Origin of the sequence: Flavobacterium glycines (genome assembly GCF_900100165.1) — a bacterium.
Classification (GTDB): Bacteria; Bacteroidota; Bacteroidia; order Flavobacteriales; family Flavobacteriaceae; genus Flavobacterium; species Flavobacterium glycines.
Genome location: NZ_FNEO01000001.1, coordinates 921,550 through 936,572, shown reverse-complemented (window position 1 = coordinate 936,572; position 15,023 = coordinate 921,550). Strand labels below are relative to the sequence as shown.

The 15,023-nt window shown below is 34.4% G+C and carries 15 protein-coding genes; 4 read left to right on the top strand and 11 right to left on the bottom strand.

The window, feature by feature from the left end:
• Positions 1–13 precede the first annotated feature (13 nt).
• The 3 genes from BLR17_RS03635 (at position 14) to BLR17_RS03625 (ending at position 2,911) form a co-directional block, all read left to right on the top strand.
• Positions 14–1,009, top strand: coding sequence for an NAD(P)H-dependent glycerol-3-phosphate dehydrogenase (locus BLR17_RS03635; RefSeq protein WP_066325639.1), 996 nt, complete (start codon positions 14–16; stop codon positions 1,007–1,009).
• Positions 1,010–1,278: 269 nt separating this feature from the next.
• Positions 1,279–2,409, top strand: coding sequence for an ImmA/IrrE family metallo-endopeptidase (locus tag BLR17_RS03630; RefSeq protein ID WP_066325642.1), 1,131 nt, complete (start codon positions 1,279–1,281; stop codon positions 2,407–2,409).
• 4 nt (positions 2,410–2,413) lie between these two features.
• On the top strand, positions 2,414–2,911 hold the full coding sequence (locus BLR17_RS03625) for a DUF4411 family protein (protein WP_066325644.1): 498 nt from the start codon (positions 2,414–2,416) through the stop codon (positions 2,909–2,911).
• 38 nt (positions 2,912–2,949) lie between these two features.
• Here the strand turns inward: BLR17_RS03625 and BLR17_RS03620 are convergent, their stop codons facing one another.
• The 3 genes from BLR17_RS03620 to BLR17_RS03610 form a co-directional block, all read right to left on the bottom strand.
• The gene (locus tag BLR17_RS03620) at positions 2,950–3,357 is read right to left on the bottom strand and encodes a hypothetical protein (RefSeq protein ID WP_066325646.1); all 408 of its coding nucleotides are present in this window, start codon (positions 3,355–3,357) and stop codon (positions 2,950–2,952) included.
• A 76-nt stretch (positions 3,358–3,433) separates the two neighbouring features.
• A complete protein-coding gene (pheS, locus tag BLR17_RS03615; protein WP_066325711.1) occupies positions 3,434–4,453 on the bottom strand; it encodes a phenylalanine--tRNA ligase subunit alpha in 1,020 nt (339 codons plus the stop codon).
• 137 nt (positions 4,454–4,590) lie between these two features.
• A complete protein-coding gene (locus tag BLR17_RS03610) occupies positions 4,591–4,947 on the bottom strand; it encodes a hypothetical protein (RefSeq protein ID WP_066325649.1) in 357 nt (118 codons plus the stop codon).
• A gap of 118 nt (positions 4,948–5,065) precedes the next feature.
• On the opposite strand from BLR17_RS03610, the gene BLR17_RS03605 reads away from it, so the two are divergent.
• The gene (locus BLR17_RS03605) at positions 5,066–5,569 is read left to right on the top strand and encodes a CvpA family protein (RefSeq protein WP_066325653.1); all 504 of its coding nucleotides are present in this window, start codon (positions 5,066–5,068) and stop codon (positions 5,567–5,569) included.
• 54 nt (positions 5,570–5,623) lie between these two features.
• On the opposite strand, the gene BLR17_RS03600 is transcribed toward BLR17_RS03605, so the two are convergent.
• The 8 genes from BLR17_RS03600 to BLR17_RS03565 form a co-directional block, all read right to left on the bottom strand.
• Complete coding sequence (locus tag BLR17_RS03600; RefSeq protein ID WP_066325656.1) at positions 5,624–6,367, bottom strand: tetratricopeptide repeat protein; 744 nt, start codon at positions 6,365–6,367, stop codon at positions 5,624–5,626.
• Between the two features lie 22 nt (positions 6,368–6,389).
• Positions 6,390–8,141, bottom strand: coding sequence for a BatD family protein (locus BLR17_RS03595; RefSeq protein WP_066325657.1), 1,752 nt, complete (start codon positions 8,139–8,141; stop codon positions 6,390–6,392).
• 82 nt (positions 8,142–8,223) lie between these two features.
• Positions 8,224–8,997, bottom strand: coding sequence for a tetratricopeptide repeat protein (locus BLR17_RS03590; RefSeq protein WP_066325713.1), 774 nt, complete (start codon positions 8,995–8,997; stop codon positions 8,224–8,226).
• Positions 8,998–9,041: 44 nt separating this feature from the next.
• Positions 9,042–10,076 (bottom strand): VWA domain-containing protein, encoded by a 1,035-nt coding sequence (locus BLR17_RS03585; protein ID WP_066325660.1) that lies wholly within the window; start codon positions 10,074–10,076, stop codon positions 9,042–9,044.
• 115 nt (positions 10,077–10,191) lie between these two features.
• On the bottom strand, positions 10,192–11,193 hold the full coding sequence (locus BLR17_RS03580; protein ID WP_066325662.1) for a vWA domain-containing protein: 1,002 nt from the start codon (positions 11,191–11,193) through the stop codon (positions 10,192–10,194).
• The gene (locus tag BLR17_RS03575) at positions 11,193–12,824 is read right to left on the bottom strand and encodes a hypothetical protein (protein ID WP_066325669.1); all 1,632 of its coding nucleotides are present in this window, start codon (positions 12,822–12,824) and stop codon (positions 11,193–11,195) included. Before BLR17_RS03575 ends, BLR17_RS03580 begins: the two co-directional genes overlap by 1 nt.
• 38 nt (positions 12,825–12,862) lie before the next feature.
• The gene (locus tag BLR17_RS03570; RefSeq protein ID WP_066325670.1) at positions 12,863–13,726 is read right to left on the bottom strand and encodes a DUF58 domain-containing protein; all 864 of its coding nucleotides are present in this window, start codon (positions 13,724–13,726) and stop codon (positions 12,863–12,865) included.
• Positions 13,727–13,808: 82 nt separating this feature from the next.
• Positions 13,809–14,813, bottom strand: coding sequence for an AAA family ATPase (locus BLR17_RS03565; protein ID WP_066325672.1), 1,005 nt, complete (start codon positions 14,811–14,813; stop codon positions 13,809–13,811).
• Positions 14,814–15,023 lie beyond the last annotated feature (210 nt).

Below are 15,023 nucleotides of genomic sequence, written 5' to 3'. Positions count from 1 at the left end.
AATTTTAAAAAAAATGAGTCAAAATATAAAGTTTGCAGTGATTGGTGGTGGAAGCTGGGCAACAGCCATCACAAAAATGCTCTGTGTCAATCTTTCTGAAGTTTCCTGGTATATGCGCAATGAATCGGCAATTGAGCATATTAAAAACCACAAACACAATCCAAACTACATTAGCTCTGTAGAATTTGACACTAAAAAACTAATACTCACCAATGATATTAACGAAGCCGTTGCCTATGCCGACTACGTTATTTTTGCTATTCCTTCTGCCTTTTTAGACGCCGAATTACAAAAACTGACGGTTTCGCTAAAAGATAAAATCATCTTCTCCGCCATAAAAGGTATCGTTCCGGAAACGAGTTTAATTGTGGGCGAACATTTTCATTTTCAATACGACATTCCCTATTACAATATTGGAGTAATAACTGGTCCCTGCCATGCTGAAGAAGTGGCTATGGAACGCCTGTCTTACCTAACAATTGCCTGTGGTGATGCAGAAAAAGCAAAAGTTGTAGCCAAAAACCTGGCTGGAAATTACATCAAAACTAAAATCACGGATGACATTATTGGTACCGAATATGCTGCGATGCTGAAAAACATTTACGCTATTGCAGCCGGAATTGCTCATGGCTTAGGTTATGGTGATAATTTCCAATCGGTGTTGATGAGTAATGCTATTCGCGAAATGAAGAAATTCATCCGAAAAGTACACAAGATGAAACGCAACATCAACGATTCGGCTTATCTGGGCGATTTATTGGTAACGGGTTATTCGGTGTTTTCAAGAAACAGAATGTTCGGAAACATGATTGGAAAAGGTTACACCGTAAAAAGCGCCATGATGGAAATGAGCATGGTTGCCGAAGGTTATTATGCGGCAAAAAGCGCTTACAAACTCAATCAGGGTTATGGTGCAAAAACGCCTATTATAGATGCCGTTCACGAAGTTTTGTACCAAGGCAAAAATGCCAGAACCGTATTTAAAAAACTGACTGAAAAACTGGATTAGAAAAATTCACTTTTATAAAATTACCGCAGATTCGCAGATTAAATTTCTGGAATTTGCGGTTTTTTTATAAATGTATTTGGATATTTTTAAACAAGCACGCAGATTTTGCAGATTTAAGCCGATAACCTTTAAAAAAAATCTGTAGAATCTGCTTGAAAATAATATTTCGAACGCGAAAGGATTTTCGAAAAATACAAGAAAGTTCTTTCTAAAGTTAAATTTTAAAAGTAAAATTTAATTTATATCTTTAATTAATTAAGTTTGCACAAATGAGAACAGAAGTCAATATCAATCCTACTATGCTTACTTGGGCAATTGCTCGAGCTGGATTTGAATTGCATGATTTTTTATTGAAATTTCCTAATGTTCAAAAATGGATTGAGAATATTAAAAATCCAACAGTTAAACAATTAGAAGAGTTTGCAAATCGAGTTCATATTCCTTTTGGATATTTATTCCTCTCTGAACCGCCTCAAGAGAATATTCCATTCCCATTTTTTAGGACAGAAAGCAATCAAACAACTAAAGTGAGTTTAAATGTATATGATACTATCCTTATATTACAACGCCGTCAAGATTGGCTTACAGACTATTTAATAGAAAATGAAGAAGAGCCTCTTTCTTTTGTAGGTAAATTCAACAACAACACTGCATTTGAAACAATAGTAACGGATATTAGAAAAACTTTAGGCTTGCATAAGGAATGGGCAAATGAATTTCAAACTTTTGAAGATACTTTGAGTTTTATCACACATAAGATTGAAGAAATTGGGGTTATAATAAATTTTAATGGAGTTGTTGAAAACAACACACATAGACCTATTCCCGTAAAAGAATGTCGAGGTTTTGTAATCGTAAATGAAATGGCTCCTTTTATGTTTATCAATGCAGCTGATGCAAAAGCGGCTCAATTATTCACGATCATTCATGAATTAGCTCATATATGGATAGGAGAAAGTGCCGGGTTTGACAATCAAAATCTACAACCAGCAAATGATCCAATTGAAAAATTATGTGATCAAGTTGCAGCGGAATTCTTAGTTCCCATGAAATCTTTTATGAGAATTTGGAATGAAAAACCGAGCATTGATTATGCGAAAAGATATTTTAAAGTGAGTCCGATTGTTATTGCAAGAAGAGCCTTGGATCTGGGATTAATCACAAAAGCAGAATTCTTCCAATTTTACAACGCATATATGCAGGGAATTCAAAACAAGAAAGACAATCAAGGTGGAGGAGGCGATTTTTATGCGACAGCCAGAAAACGAATTAGCGTTAGCTTTGCATCTTATGTCAATCAAGCAGTTAAGCAAAATAAACTTTTGTACCGTGACGCTTATAAAATTACTGGATTAAGAGGAGAAACTTTTCAAACATTTGTAACACAACATCTTCATTAATCAGATGAATACACCTTTTGTATTAGATAGTAATTTTTTTATCGAAGCCCATAGGGTTAGCTACCCTTTTGATGTTGTACCAAGCTTTTGGCTAAAAGTAAAAGAATTAGCAGAAAAAGGTATTATCATTTCAATTGATAAAGTACATAAAGAAATATCCCAAAATAAAGATGAATTAACCACTTGGTGTGAAGAAAACCTACCAAAAGATTTTTTTAAAGACACGAGTATTGTTATTAACCAATATATACAGGTATCCAATTGGGCCAATTCTAAGTCGAATCATTATAATAGGACAGCATTAAATGAGTTTTTAAATGCTGATGAAGCTGACGCTTGGCTTATAGCATTTTCAATATTAAATGGAAATCAAATTGTTACTCACGAAACAAGTGATTTGAAAACCCCAAAAAGAGTTAAGCTTCCTGATGCAGCAACTCCCTTTAATATTAATTGCGTTAAAACTATTGAAATGTTTAGATTACTTGGCGAACAATTCTAAAGAATTAACTAACACCTCTCAACCTTTTAAAATTATTCTTACCTCACAATTACCCCATCTACAAAAAGAATAGGCACTTCTTCGGTGTTGTTTTCGTTAATGGAATTGGCTTTAAAAATAAATTTCTTGTCGTATAAAGTATTTCCGATGAAATAAGTCAGCATGAATTCGTTATTCAAAGCCAGAAGACTTTTCTCTACCATTTCTATTTTTATTACCGAAACAGCTGGAACTTCCACAAAAGCATGACGTAAAATAGAAGTTTTCTTCATTTCGCCATCGATAGTTCCAAAAGCTTTAGAAACCACCATCACACTTTCGATGTTAAAATCACTGTCGTTGACTAAATAAGCATACCATACTTTCTCCATAAAATCGTCGCTCCATTCCTGAACGGCGGCAATAAATACGTTTTCTACTTCGGGGATTGTTATGTCTTTTTTCATCGTAGTCAAAAGTTATAAAGTCAAAAGTCAAAAGTCCCAAACTTTGAGACTTTTGACTTTTGACTTTCGACTTAAATTATATTATTGATTTGAATTGCTCTAAGAAACGAACATCATTTTCATAAAACATACGGATATCGCCTATTTGGTACAACAGCATCGCAATACGCTCTACTCCCATTCCAAAAGCAAATCCGTTATATTCGTCAGGGTTGATGCCACAGTTTTTCAAAACATTTGGATCTACCATTCCGCAACCTCCAATTTCTAACCAACCTGTTCCTTTGGTAATTCTGTAATCGGTTTCGGTTTTCAGTCCCCAATAAATATCAATTTCGGCACTTGGTTCCGTAAATGGAAAATAAGAAGGACGCAAACGGATTTTAGATTTCCCGAACATCTCTTTGGTGAAATACAAAAGTGTTTGCTTCAAATCGGCAAAAGAAACCTCTTTATCAACATACAAACCTTCCACCTGATGGAAAATACAGTGTGAACGTGACGAAACGGCTTCGTTACGGAAAACACGTCCCGGAGAAATAGTTCGGATAGGCGGTTTATTATTTTCCATATAACGCACCTGAACGGATGAAGTATGGGTACGCAATAAAATATCAGGATTAGTCTGAATGAAAAAAGTATCCTGCATATCACGCGCCGGATGGTATTCTGGCAGATTCAACGCAGTAAAGTTATGCCAGTCGTCTTCAATTTCCGGACCTTCGGAAACATTGAATCCGATGGTTGAAAAGATATCGATAATTTGGTTTTTCACAATCGAAATCGGGTGACGTGAACCAATGCTTACCGGTTCGGCAGTACGGGTCAAATCGCCATAAAGACCTTTAGATTCTTCCTTACTTTCTAAAGCTTCCTGGATAGATTTTACTTTTTCTTCGGCAGAAGTCTTTAACAAATTGATTACCTGACCAAATTCTTTCTTTTGCTCATTAGGCACATTTTTAAATTCAGCAAAAAACTCTTTTAGAATTCCTTTACTTCCTAAAAATTTAATTCTAAAGGTTTCTAATTCGGCAGTATCCTGTGTTGAAAAAGCCTGTGCTTCACCAATATATTCTTTAATCTTATCTATCATTTTCATCCAATAATTGAGAGTGCAAATTTAGAAAAAAGTTGTGAGTTATGAGTTATGAGTTATGAGTTTTTAAAGCAAATCTAAAATGCTTCGCCAGTTCGCTATCGCTCGGGTCTACAATCGTTACTCTGTAATCATCAATCAATAAGTTCTTTTTCTATGAAATAATTCACAATGGCTTCTTTCATTAAAACGGATTGTTCCCCTGCCTTTAAAGCGGGTAATTGTTCTTTTACTCTATAATGTGGCCAACCCTCTTCATCAAAAAAATCGAATTCGTAGAAACCATAAGGCTCTAACAAGCGACAAATAGCAATGTGCATCAGGTTTAGTTTTTCGTCTTTTTTGTATTCACGATGCACCTGACCCAGTTCCTGAACTCCAATTAGAAAAATGATGGCGTCCAAATCTAAATCTTCGCCTTGTGAAAATTGATTGGAAAGTATATCAACGAGCTTATCCCAGCGCTCTTTAAGTTGTGTGTCTCTTGACATTTTTTCAGTTATGAGTTATGAATTATGAGTTATGAGTTCATAAAAACATAAAATTATTTTCGCAAAGATACCAACATAATTCTTTTATCTTTGCCCTTTATTTTTTTCTCTTTTAATTATGGGTTTTTTAGATATTATTTTAGGTGCCTTATTGGGTTTTGCATTATACAAAGGAATTACTAATGGTCTTTTTATCGAATTGGCCTCATTTGTTTCCCTAATAATCGGTGCCTATTTTGCCGTTAAATTCTCGGTTGTTACTAAAGATGTTCTTTCAGGATTTTTACATTGGAATCCTAACACTATTCAGGTAATTGCCTTTATTATTACTTTCATTGGAATTGTAATCGGAATTCATTTCTTAGCCAAAATCCTTACCGGTATGGCTGATTTTGCTTTTTTAGGATGGATTAATAAAGCTGGCGGAGGTTTATTCCGTGTTCTAAAAACGGTATTGATTATTGGGCTTGTCTTTTCTGTTTTCGAAAAAATAAACTACAATCATTTTTTGGCCAAAAAAGAAACGCTGGATAATTCTATCTTTTACAATCCGATTCAAAAAACAGCCGGATTTATGTATCCTTCGATTACAAAATGGTATGGGAATTTGAAGGCAAAGTAAGCAGATTTCAGACAGCAGAACGCAACTGCCTTCTGCTGTCTGAAATCTGTAATCTTATTTCACTTCCTGAATAGCATTGCTATCAATCCAGCCTTCGGTACCGTCAGTCAATTGGACTTTTTTCCAATTGTCTACTGTCTCTTTTACAAAAACTTTGGTTCCTTCGTGTAAAATTACCACAGTGTTTCCCATTTTTTGGGGTTCACTTCTTACTTCGGTAATTTCGGAAAAAACAATCGCCGGTCTTTCATTTTTAAAATAACTCTTTTCAAAACCAGCCGAAGCAACACTTATCACGACCAGCAGCAGCATTACAAACATTCCAAAAAAGTATGCTCTTTTGTTAAATGCCAAAGCAGAAAAATAATACCCTAAAAAACACCCTAAAAACAAGATTGAAAAAACAACTGAAATCCAGGCCCAGGTATTGTAATGATACATGGCTGTAAAATCCCGGATGATTTTATCAAATCCTACTTTAGGTACGACTTTGATTTCGTCAACAGTACGTTTTTGAGCAAATCTTAAATTGTTCTGTATCTCTTTATCATTAGGACTTAATACTAATGCTTTTTCGTAATTATAAATAGCAGGAGCAACTTTGCTTAACTTATAATAGGAATTCCCCAGATTAAAATACAATTCAGCTGACTGTTTCTTAGCACTCAAAACCGAATTATAGGCTTCAATTGCCTGCTCGTATTTCCCCTTTTTATAGAACTCATTCCCTTTTTCAAAATCATTCTGAGCAAAGAAAACCTGACTTACTAATAACAATATATAAAGAATCTTTTTCATATTTTTTTAAACACTAATACCTTTAAGAAAGCTGTTTTTCTAAATCAGAGATTATACTTACCGCTTTCTCATAATCTTTTTGAATACTTGCACTGGATGATGGCGCATATCGTGCAATCTCACAGTTTTCAGTCAGAACTATAAACTCATTTACTGCCTCCGGATTAGCATTTTTAGACAACAAAATCTCTCTGATATTATCCTTACTCATTTCTGAGGTTTCAATATGCAACTTCGCTTTCAGGAAATTATGCATTGCTTTTTCCAATGCCACATAAAAAGGTTCTTTGTTGTTGATGTGCTTTTTGGCTTCTGATAAATACTTTTTAGCCAAACGGTTGTTTCTCTTAATTCTGTTTCCAACAACATCTCCATCAATTGTTTCTTTTTTCTTCTTAGCCAATACAATTATTGGCAATAATCCAAAAGGAATCAGTAATAAACTATAAAATAATTTCGAACCAAAAAAATCATTAGCCTGAATTGGTTCTAAATCAGTATCCAACTTTATGTATTGGAATTGTTCATTAGCTACCACTTTGTTTTTAGTAGTATCTGCATTGGAAGCAACAGTAGCTACAGGAGTAGGACCATCAAGTACTTTGACAATAATTTCTTTTGAAGTTATGGTTTTATAACGTCCTGAATTCAAATCAAAATACGAGAACTCTATTGGTTTAATGGCGTACTCACCCTTGTATTGCGGAATAATAGTGTAACTATCCGAAATTTTTCCTGCCATTCCCGAAAGTGGTGTATTCACCTGTTCGTTATGCACCGGATCATACATTTCAAGCGCATTTGGAACCACCGGCTTCGGCAACGTAAACAATTTTAAATTCCCTTTTCCGGCCGCACTTACCACTAAATCGAGACTTTCGCCACTCTTCAAAACGGTTTTAGAAGGCGTCACTCTAAAATCAAAACTTCCTACTGCACCCGAAAAACCAACAGGTTTCCCAGCTTCAGGTAAAGCTCTTACAGCAATTGTCTTGGTACCTGTAGAGACTCTCTTTCTGTCATCTTTTAAAAGCATTTCTCCAAATATATTTCTGCGATTGGTAGGCAATTTCACATCGATATCTAACGAAAGTGGCTCGATGGTTAGTTTTCCTGATTTTTGAGGATATAAAACCACTTTCTTTAAAACAATATAACGGAAATTCTGTCCTTTGAACATGCCTTCCTCTACAACAAACTGCTTGACATCAATATTCTGACTCCAAAAATCATTGTATTTTGGTTTGTTTACTTCAGTAGAATTTGTGATTCCAATATTATTAAAATACAATTTATAAACAAGCGTTATAGGCTCGTTGATATACGGACTTGTTTTAGAAACATCGGCTACTAAATACAAATTATTATCTGCCGAAACACTTATATCATTTGGGTCTCTGGGTTGCTGAATGGCATTGGTTACATTCACTCTTACCGGTGAAGTTTTATAAACTCTTCCATTATATTCTATGGTTGCCTGCCTGATAACTAAACTTCCTTTTTGATTAGGCATAAGGTAATAGGTATAAATTTTCTCAAAAGAACTTTTTCCGTTTACCCATGATTGACTTACTTGTTGCATTGGCCCACCAATAACCCGAAACCCTTCAAAAGAGGGTTCGTTAAAGTTATCCCCGTCAATATTCATAAAAAAATCAACTTGTAATTTTTCATTCAGACCAAGCGTGCTCTTGCTTACTCTGGCCTCAAACTGTACTTGTTGAGCCCAAAGTGCCTGAAAACTTAACAATATGAATACTAAATATCTTTTCATTAAATTGTTTAATAGTTTAACTGTTTAATAGTTTAATCGTTTTCAATAAATACAAAAAGCGATTAAACGAATCAACTAAATTTTACCAATCTTTATCCGTTTCTACAGGTTTTCCGTTTACTTTCTTAGCGTTTACTTTATCCTGAATTTTCTTTTCTTCGTTATTAACTGCATCCAAAAGATTTTTTAATCGGTCTTGAGAAATCCCTCCTGGTTGTGGTTTTGGCGGCTGATTTGGATCCTGTTTGTCTTTGCCGTCTTTCTTATCCTGATTTTTCTTGTCCTGATTCTTTTTATCCTGGTCTTTCTTGTCCTGATCTTTCTTGTCCTGATCCTTTTTATCTTTATCCTTGTCTTTATCTTTATTCTTATCCTTGTTTTTATCTTTCTTGTCCTTATTATCTTTAGGCGGATTTTCTTTTAGCATTTTTTTAGCCAATGCATAATTGTATCTTGTTTCTTCATCAGAAGGTCCGTTTCTCAACGCATTTTTATAAGCTTCTACCGCTTCGCTATAATTTTTCTCTTTCATAAACACATTCCCCAAATTGTGAAAAGCTTTGTGTTTTTGAACTCTCGATTTGGCATTTTTTAAAGCTTTTGCGTAAGCATATTTTGCTTCCGAAGCCTGATTTTGTCTGTAAATAGCATTTCCTAAATTGTATGGAGAAACAGATCTGTTTGGGAATTTTGAATTAGAAATTCTATAATCTGCTTCTGCTTCAGCATACTTACTCTTGCTATACTCCTCATTCGCTTTTGGCAAAGTTTTGTCTTTTTGCTGTGCAGAAATCCCTCCCAGTCCTAGTAACAGGAATGCAAAAAAAGTAAATCCGTATTTTATAAAATTCTTCATTTTCATTTTATTATGTTCTTTCTCTAAAAAGTGAGAACTGACATTTATTTTTCGTCGTTAAATAAATCTAACTTTTTAACCCAATTGGTCTTTTTCTCCAATAAGAAGATGTCAAGAAATAAAAGCAAAAACGCAAATCCCACAAACCATTGGAATTGAGATTGAAAATTGGACATTTGTGTCGATTCAAATTCGGTTTTCTGGATATTATCCAAAGTTTTCTTGATATAATCCAATACTTCTTTGGTATTGTTTCCACTTACATAACCACCTTTTGTTTCTTTGGCAATGACTTCTAAACCGGCTTGATTCAATTTGGTAATTACCACTTCATCATTTCGATCGCGTTTATAACCCTGCACTACACCATTCACTTTTAATGGAATGGTTCCTCCTTTTTCGGTCCCAATTCCAACAGTGACGATACGCATTCCTAATTTATTAGCTTCTTCGGCAGCAGCCTCAGCACCATCAGAATGATCTTCTCCATCCGAAAGCATAATTAACAACTTAGACGTTTTACTTTTTTCGTCAAAATAAGTTGCCGATAATTTTATGGCTTCGTCCAATGAAGTTCCTTTGGATGAAACAATATCCGTATCCATCCCTTGCAAAAACATTTTAGCTACGCTATAATCGGTCGTGATAGGCAAAACAGGAAAAGCACTTCCGGCATAAGCCACAATCCCAATGCGGTCATTCCCCAGTTGATTGATAATTTGAGAAACAATTTGCTTGCTTTTTTCTAAACGATTTGGAGCAACGTCCTCACAAAGCATACTTTTTGAAACGTCCATTGCAAAAACAATATCAATTCCTTCTCTTTTTACTGTTTCTAATTTGGTTCCAATTCTGGGATTAACTAAACCAATAATCAAACACAATAAAGCCAACAAGAAAACAATTAGCTTTAAAACTGGTTTAAAAACAGAACGCTCCGGACTTAATTTATTGATGATTTCTAAATCACCAAACTCCTTTTGTTTTCTCCTTTTCCAATACATATTCATTAGAAAAAGTAACACCACAAGAGGCAATACAATGAGCAGATATAAATATTTTTTTTCGTCTAATTCCATATGTTTTAACCGCAAAGAGCACTAAGATTTATCACAAAGTGCACTATCATATTAATTCTTCATCTATAAAGTTCCATTCTCCAAAATCTTATTTTAAAAACTTTGTGTTTAAGCTTTAAATAAAACTTTTGTAAACCGTATTTCTCAATCCAATTTCGATTAACACTAAAAGACAGGCCAGCAAAACAAATGGTCTGAATTTCTCGTCATAATCATAAAACTTTAATTCCTGTATTTCAGTCGTTTCCAACTTATTAATTTCGTTATAAATTTCGGCTAACTTACTGTTACTCGTTGCTCTAAAATATTTCCCATCGGTTTTTGCAGCAATACTTTTCATCAGTCTTTCATCTATTTCTACTTTCATCATTTGGAACAAAAATTCTCCGTTAGGAGCAACCGCATAAGGGAACTCAGCCATTCCATTAGTTCCTATCCCAATAGTATATACTTTGATTCCGTACTGTTTAGCAATATCAGCCGCAGTTTCAGGCTCAATAAAACCGGCATTATTTACCCCATCAGTTAACAGAATGATTACTTTACTTTTGGCTTTGCTGTCTTTTAAACGATTAACTGCTGTTGCCAGTCCCATCCCGATTCCGGTTCCGTCCTGTAAAACATTATCGTATTTTATACTTCCTATTGCTTCCTCTACGATTACTTTATCACTTGTTACAGGCGTTTTAGTATAGGCTTCAGAGGCATAAACAACTAATCCTATCCGGTCATTCGGTCTTTGTTCCACAAAATCGGCTGCTACTCTTTTTAAAGCTTCCATACGGTTAGGCTTTAAATCTTTAGCAAGCATACTTCCTGAAACGTCCACTGCCATCACAATGTCGATTCCTTTAGTCGTTTTAGTTTTATTACTAATATCCACTGTTCTTGGTCTGGCCAAAGCAATAATTAAAAAGCTTAATGCCAAAAGTCGGAGCACATTTAAATAAGGCTTTAATTTTGCTAATGTGGATTGCGAAGCTTTAAAACCTTTAATCGAACTCACTTTTAAAGTAGCCGACTGCTGATTCTTTTTTAAAACCAACCAAATAATGGCTAATGGAATTAAAAGAAACAACCAAAAAAACTCCGGATTTAAAAAAGTTATTTTTGCCATTATCTGTCTTCGTGTTTTAATTCGACTGAGCTTAATACTCTTTCTGAAATTTCATTAGCATACTTATCCCCTTCCTGATGCAAAATCAAAACCTGTTGCAATCCGCCTTCCTGACTAAACAACAAAATTTCATAATACATTCTTTCTTTACCGCTAGTCAATCCATTATCTCTTGTAAATGTACCGTAAGACTTTATTCCTGTGATTCCTTCTTTGGTCTCATAATCTTCCTGCTTCACAATCATATTTTGTGCGCCCTGAGTTTCCATATATTGCAAATAAGCTTCCATTGATTTCTTTAAATCAACCTGAGTTTCCTGCTTATAATGTAAGGTTGATACCATCAGATAAAAAGAATCAACCCAATTACCATAGGTAAAAGACTGCATATCTTTGACTAATGCGGCTCCATCTTTAGGTAATGATTTTGACATATCTGTACGCAAAAGCACATTTGGAGTTTCAACAATTACTCCTGGATTTCCATATTCACTTTTTACCCATTCACCTTCCAATAATTCTTTAGACGGATGACCTAAAAGATTGTCTTTTACATAATCAAATCCTTTAGTAGCCATTAAATAAAAAGTAACTGCCAATAGTAAAATCACCACCGTCAAAACGGAAGTAACAATACGTTTGTTTCTTTTTTTCTTTAATTGAAGCGCAATTTGTTTTTGTCGTTGGGCTTCATTCAATAAAATATCTTCTTCTTCAGCAATTTCAACCGGAATCGAACTATCTAAGGTTAAAATCGCTTTTTGGATTTTATTTCTATCATCCGTTATTTCATATTCCAGAGGTTTTGATTTGGCAAATTTTACTAAATCGGCTTGTTTCAAAACTCGTTCCAGATTTTCAATAGTTTCCGGAGTGAGTGTCATTTTCTTTTTAACCGAAGCTGCTTTTAATCCCGCAATCAATTCAGATGTAGTACTTTCCATTGCCGGAATTTCTATCGCTTCTTCGATATAATTTCGGGCAATATCGGTCAACTCACTGTAGTATTCTTTTATTTCTCCTTTTTGCCAAAGCTCTTTCTTTTCTAAGTTATTCAATAAACTTGTCGCTTTTTCAATTGGAGTTTTATAAACTTCTTCTTCAATTTTCTTCTTTTGTCTGTTTTTAAGATACCAGTATACTCCAACGCCAATTCCAAGAAGAACAATTAATCCTAAAAGATATTTCCACCAGTTTCCAATGGTATCATTAGCAGACTGAATGTCTTTAATATCAAACATTTTTTGTTTTAAAGTATCCACCTGAACATTGGCTACCTCAACAGGAATGGATTCTGTTTGATATGCTTTATTATTGATAAGGACTTTAACACTGGGAATCACATAACGACCTGAATCAAATTGTGTCAAACCGTATCTTTTGATCAATTCGTATCGGTCGTTGTTTTTTACAGTATCTATAGGATAAGATTGGATAACTTCTAATTGCCCAAATGATTTCAAATTTGGAAAAAGAACTTTTGACAAGGTATCCACCGATGTTTTTAAAGTCAATTTGAACTCGGCACCAATTTTATTTTTTGTAGTATCAATACTGGTTTCTACTCTTTTTTGTTGAGCAAAAATAGTGTTAGAAAGCAGTAGTAATAAGAAGAATATCTGTTTTTTCATATTGTATTAATCCGATTAAAATCTTCAATCCAGATTCTTTATCTCGATTTGAAATAACCTAACAATTTGGTTACGTAACTTTCGTCAACTCTTGTATTTACTACGCCCGAACCTGATTTACTAAAAGTCTCTTTGAAATAGTTCAACTGTTCGTTATAATATTTCTCATAACTCATTCGAACCGCTTTTGAACCTGTATCTACCAATTGCATTTCGCCTGTTTCGGCATCCAGCATAGGAACCATTCCTAAATTTGGCATTTTTTCTTCACGAATATCATAGACACGAATTCCTGTAACATCGTGTTTTTTAGAAGCAATTTTCAAAGTATGCTCGTAATCTGCCGACATAAAATCGGAAATCACAAAAACAATGGCTTTCTTTTTTTGTGTACTCGATAAGAATTTCAATGCCTGAGCAATATCAGTCTTATGACTTTTAGGTTCAAATTCTATCAATTCACGAATGATGCGTAATACATGTGACCTTCCTTTTTTTGGCGGAATATACAATTCGATTTGGTCTGAAAACAAAATCAAGCCAATTTTATCATTGTTTTGTGTAGCCGAAAAAGCCATCGTTGCAGCAATTTCTGTTACAATGTCTTTTTTAAATTGGTTTTTAGAACCAAAACTTTCCGAACCCGAAATATCCACCATCAGCATCATGGTCAATTCACGTTCTTCTTCAAAAACTTTTACGTGGGCTTCATTATAGCGGGCCGTAACATTCCAATCAATATTTCGAATATCATCTCCATACTGGTATTGACGTACTTCGCTAAAAGTCATACCACGGCCTTTGAAAGAAGTATGATATTCCCCTGAGAAGATATGATCACTCAATCTTCGGGTTTTGATTTCTATTTTTCGTACTTTTTTTAAAAGCTCTTTTGTATCCATTTTTTTCAGTTGTCGGTTGTCGGTTTTTGGTTGTCAGTTAAACAGATTACTGTTAACTGATAACTGATAACTGCAAACTAAATTAAGGTACTTCTACTTCGTTAATGATTTTATTGATGATATCAACAGAAGTGATATTTTCGGCCTCAGCTTCATAAGTTACACCTACTCTGTGACGCAATACATCATGAACCACAGCACGAACATCCTCAGGAATCACATATCCTCTGCGTTTGATAAAAGCATAACATTTAGCCGCATTAGCTAAATTGATACTTCCACGTGGCGAAGAACCAAAACTAATTAACGGTTTCAAATCGGCTAATTTATATTTCTCCGGATAACGGGTAGCAAAGATGATATCCAGAATGTATTTCTCAATTTTTTCATCCATATAAACCTCACGAACTGCCTGTTGCGCACGCAAAATTTGATCAACAGAAACCACCTGATTTACAGTTTCGTAGCTTCCTGTTAAGTTTTGACGAATTACCAATCGTTCTTCATCCATTTTTGGATAATCAATCACCGTTTTTAACATAAAACGATCCACCTGAGCTTCCGGTAACTGATAGGTTCCTTCCTGTTCAATTGGGTTTTGCGTAGCTAAAACCAGGAAAGGTTTTTCTAATTTAAATGTAGTATCTCCAATGGTTACCTGCTTTTCCTGCATGGCTTCTAACAAAGCTGATTGCACCTTAGCCGGAGCACGGTTAATCTCATCAGCAAGAACGAAATTAGCAAAAATAGGTCCTTTTTTAATCGAAAATTCATTTTGCTTAATGTTATAAATCATCGTTCCTATAACATCGGCAGGTAATAAATCCGGTGTAAACTGAATACGACTAAAAGAACCGTGAACGGCTTTAGACAGCGTGTTAATTGCTAAAGTCTTAGCTAATCCGGGAACTCCTTCAAGCAATATATGTCCTTGTCCTAATAATCCAATCAATAATCGTTCAACCATGTGCTTCTGACCCACAATCACCTTATTCATTTCCATAGTAAGAAGGTCTATAAAAGCACTCTCTCTTTCTATCTTTTCGTTGATTGCTCTAATATCCAAAGTCGCTGTATTCTCTTCCATAAAATTATTTTTAATTCCTTGAATTTAATGCCTTAGTTTTGAGAGTGCAAATTGAATTTTTTTTTAAAGGAAAGATGTTAAAAAATGGTTAAAACTTCTACCAATACTGCAATTTTAAGGACGAATTATGATACAATTTCCATAATTTTAAGAACTTTGAGAAATAGACTTTGAAAAGTTATCAAAATCTATTTTCATCCTAAAAATAAA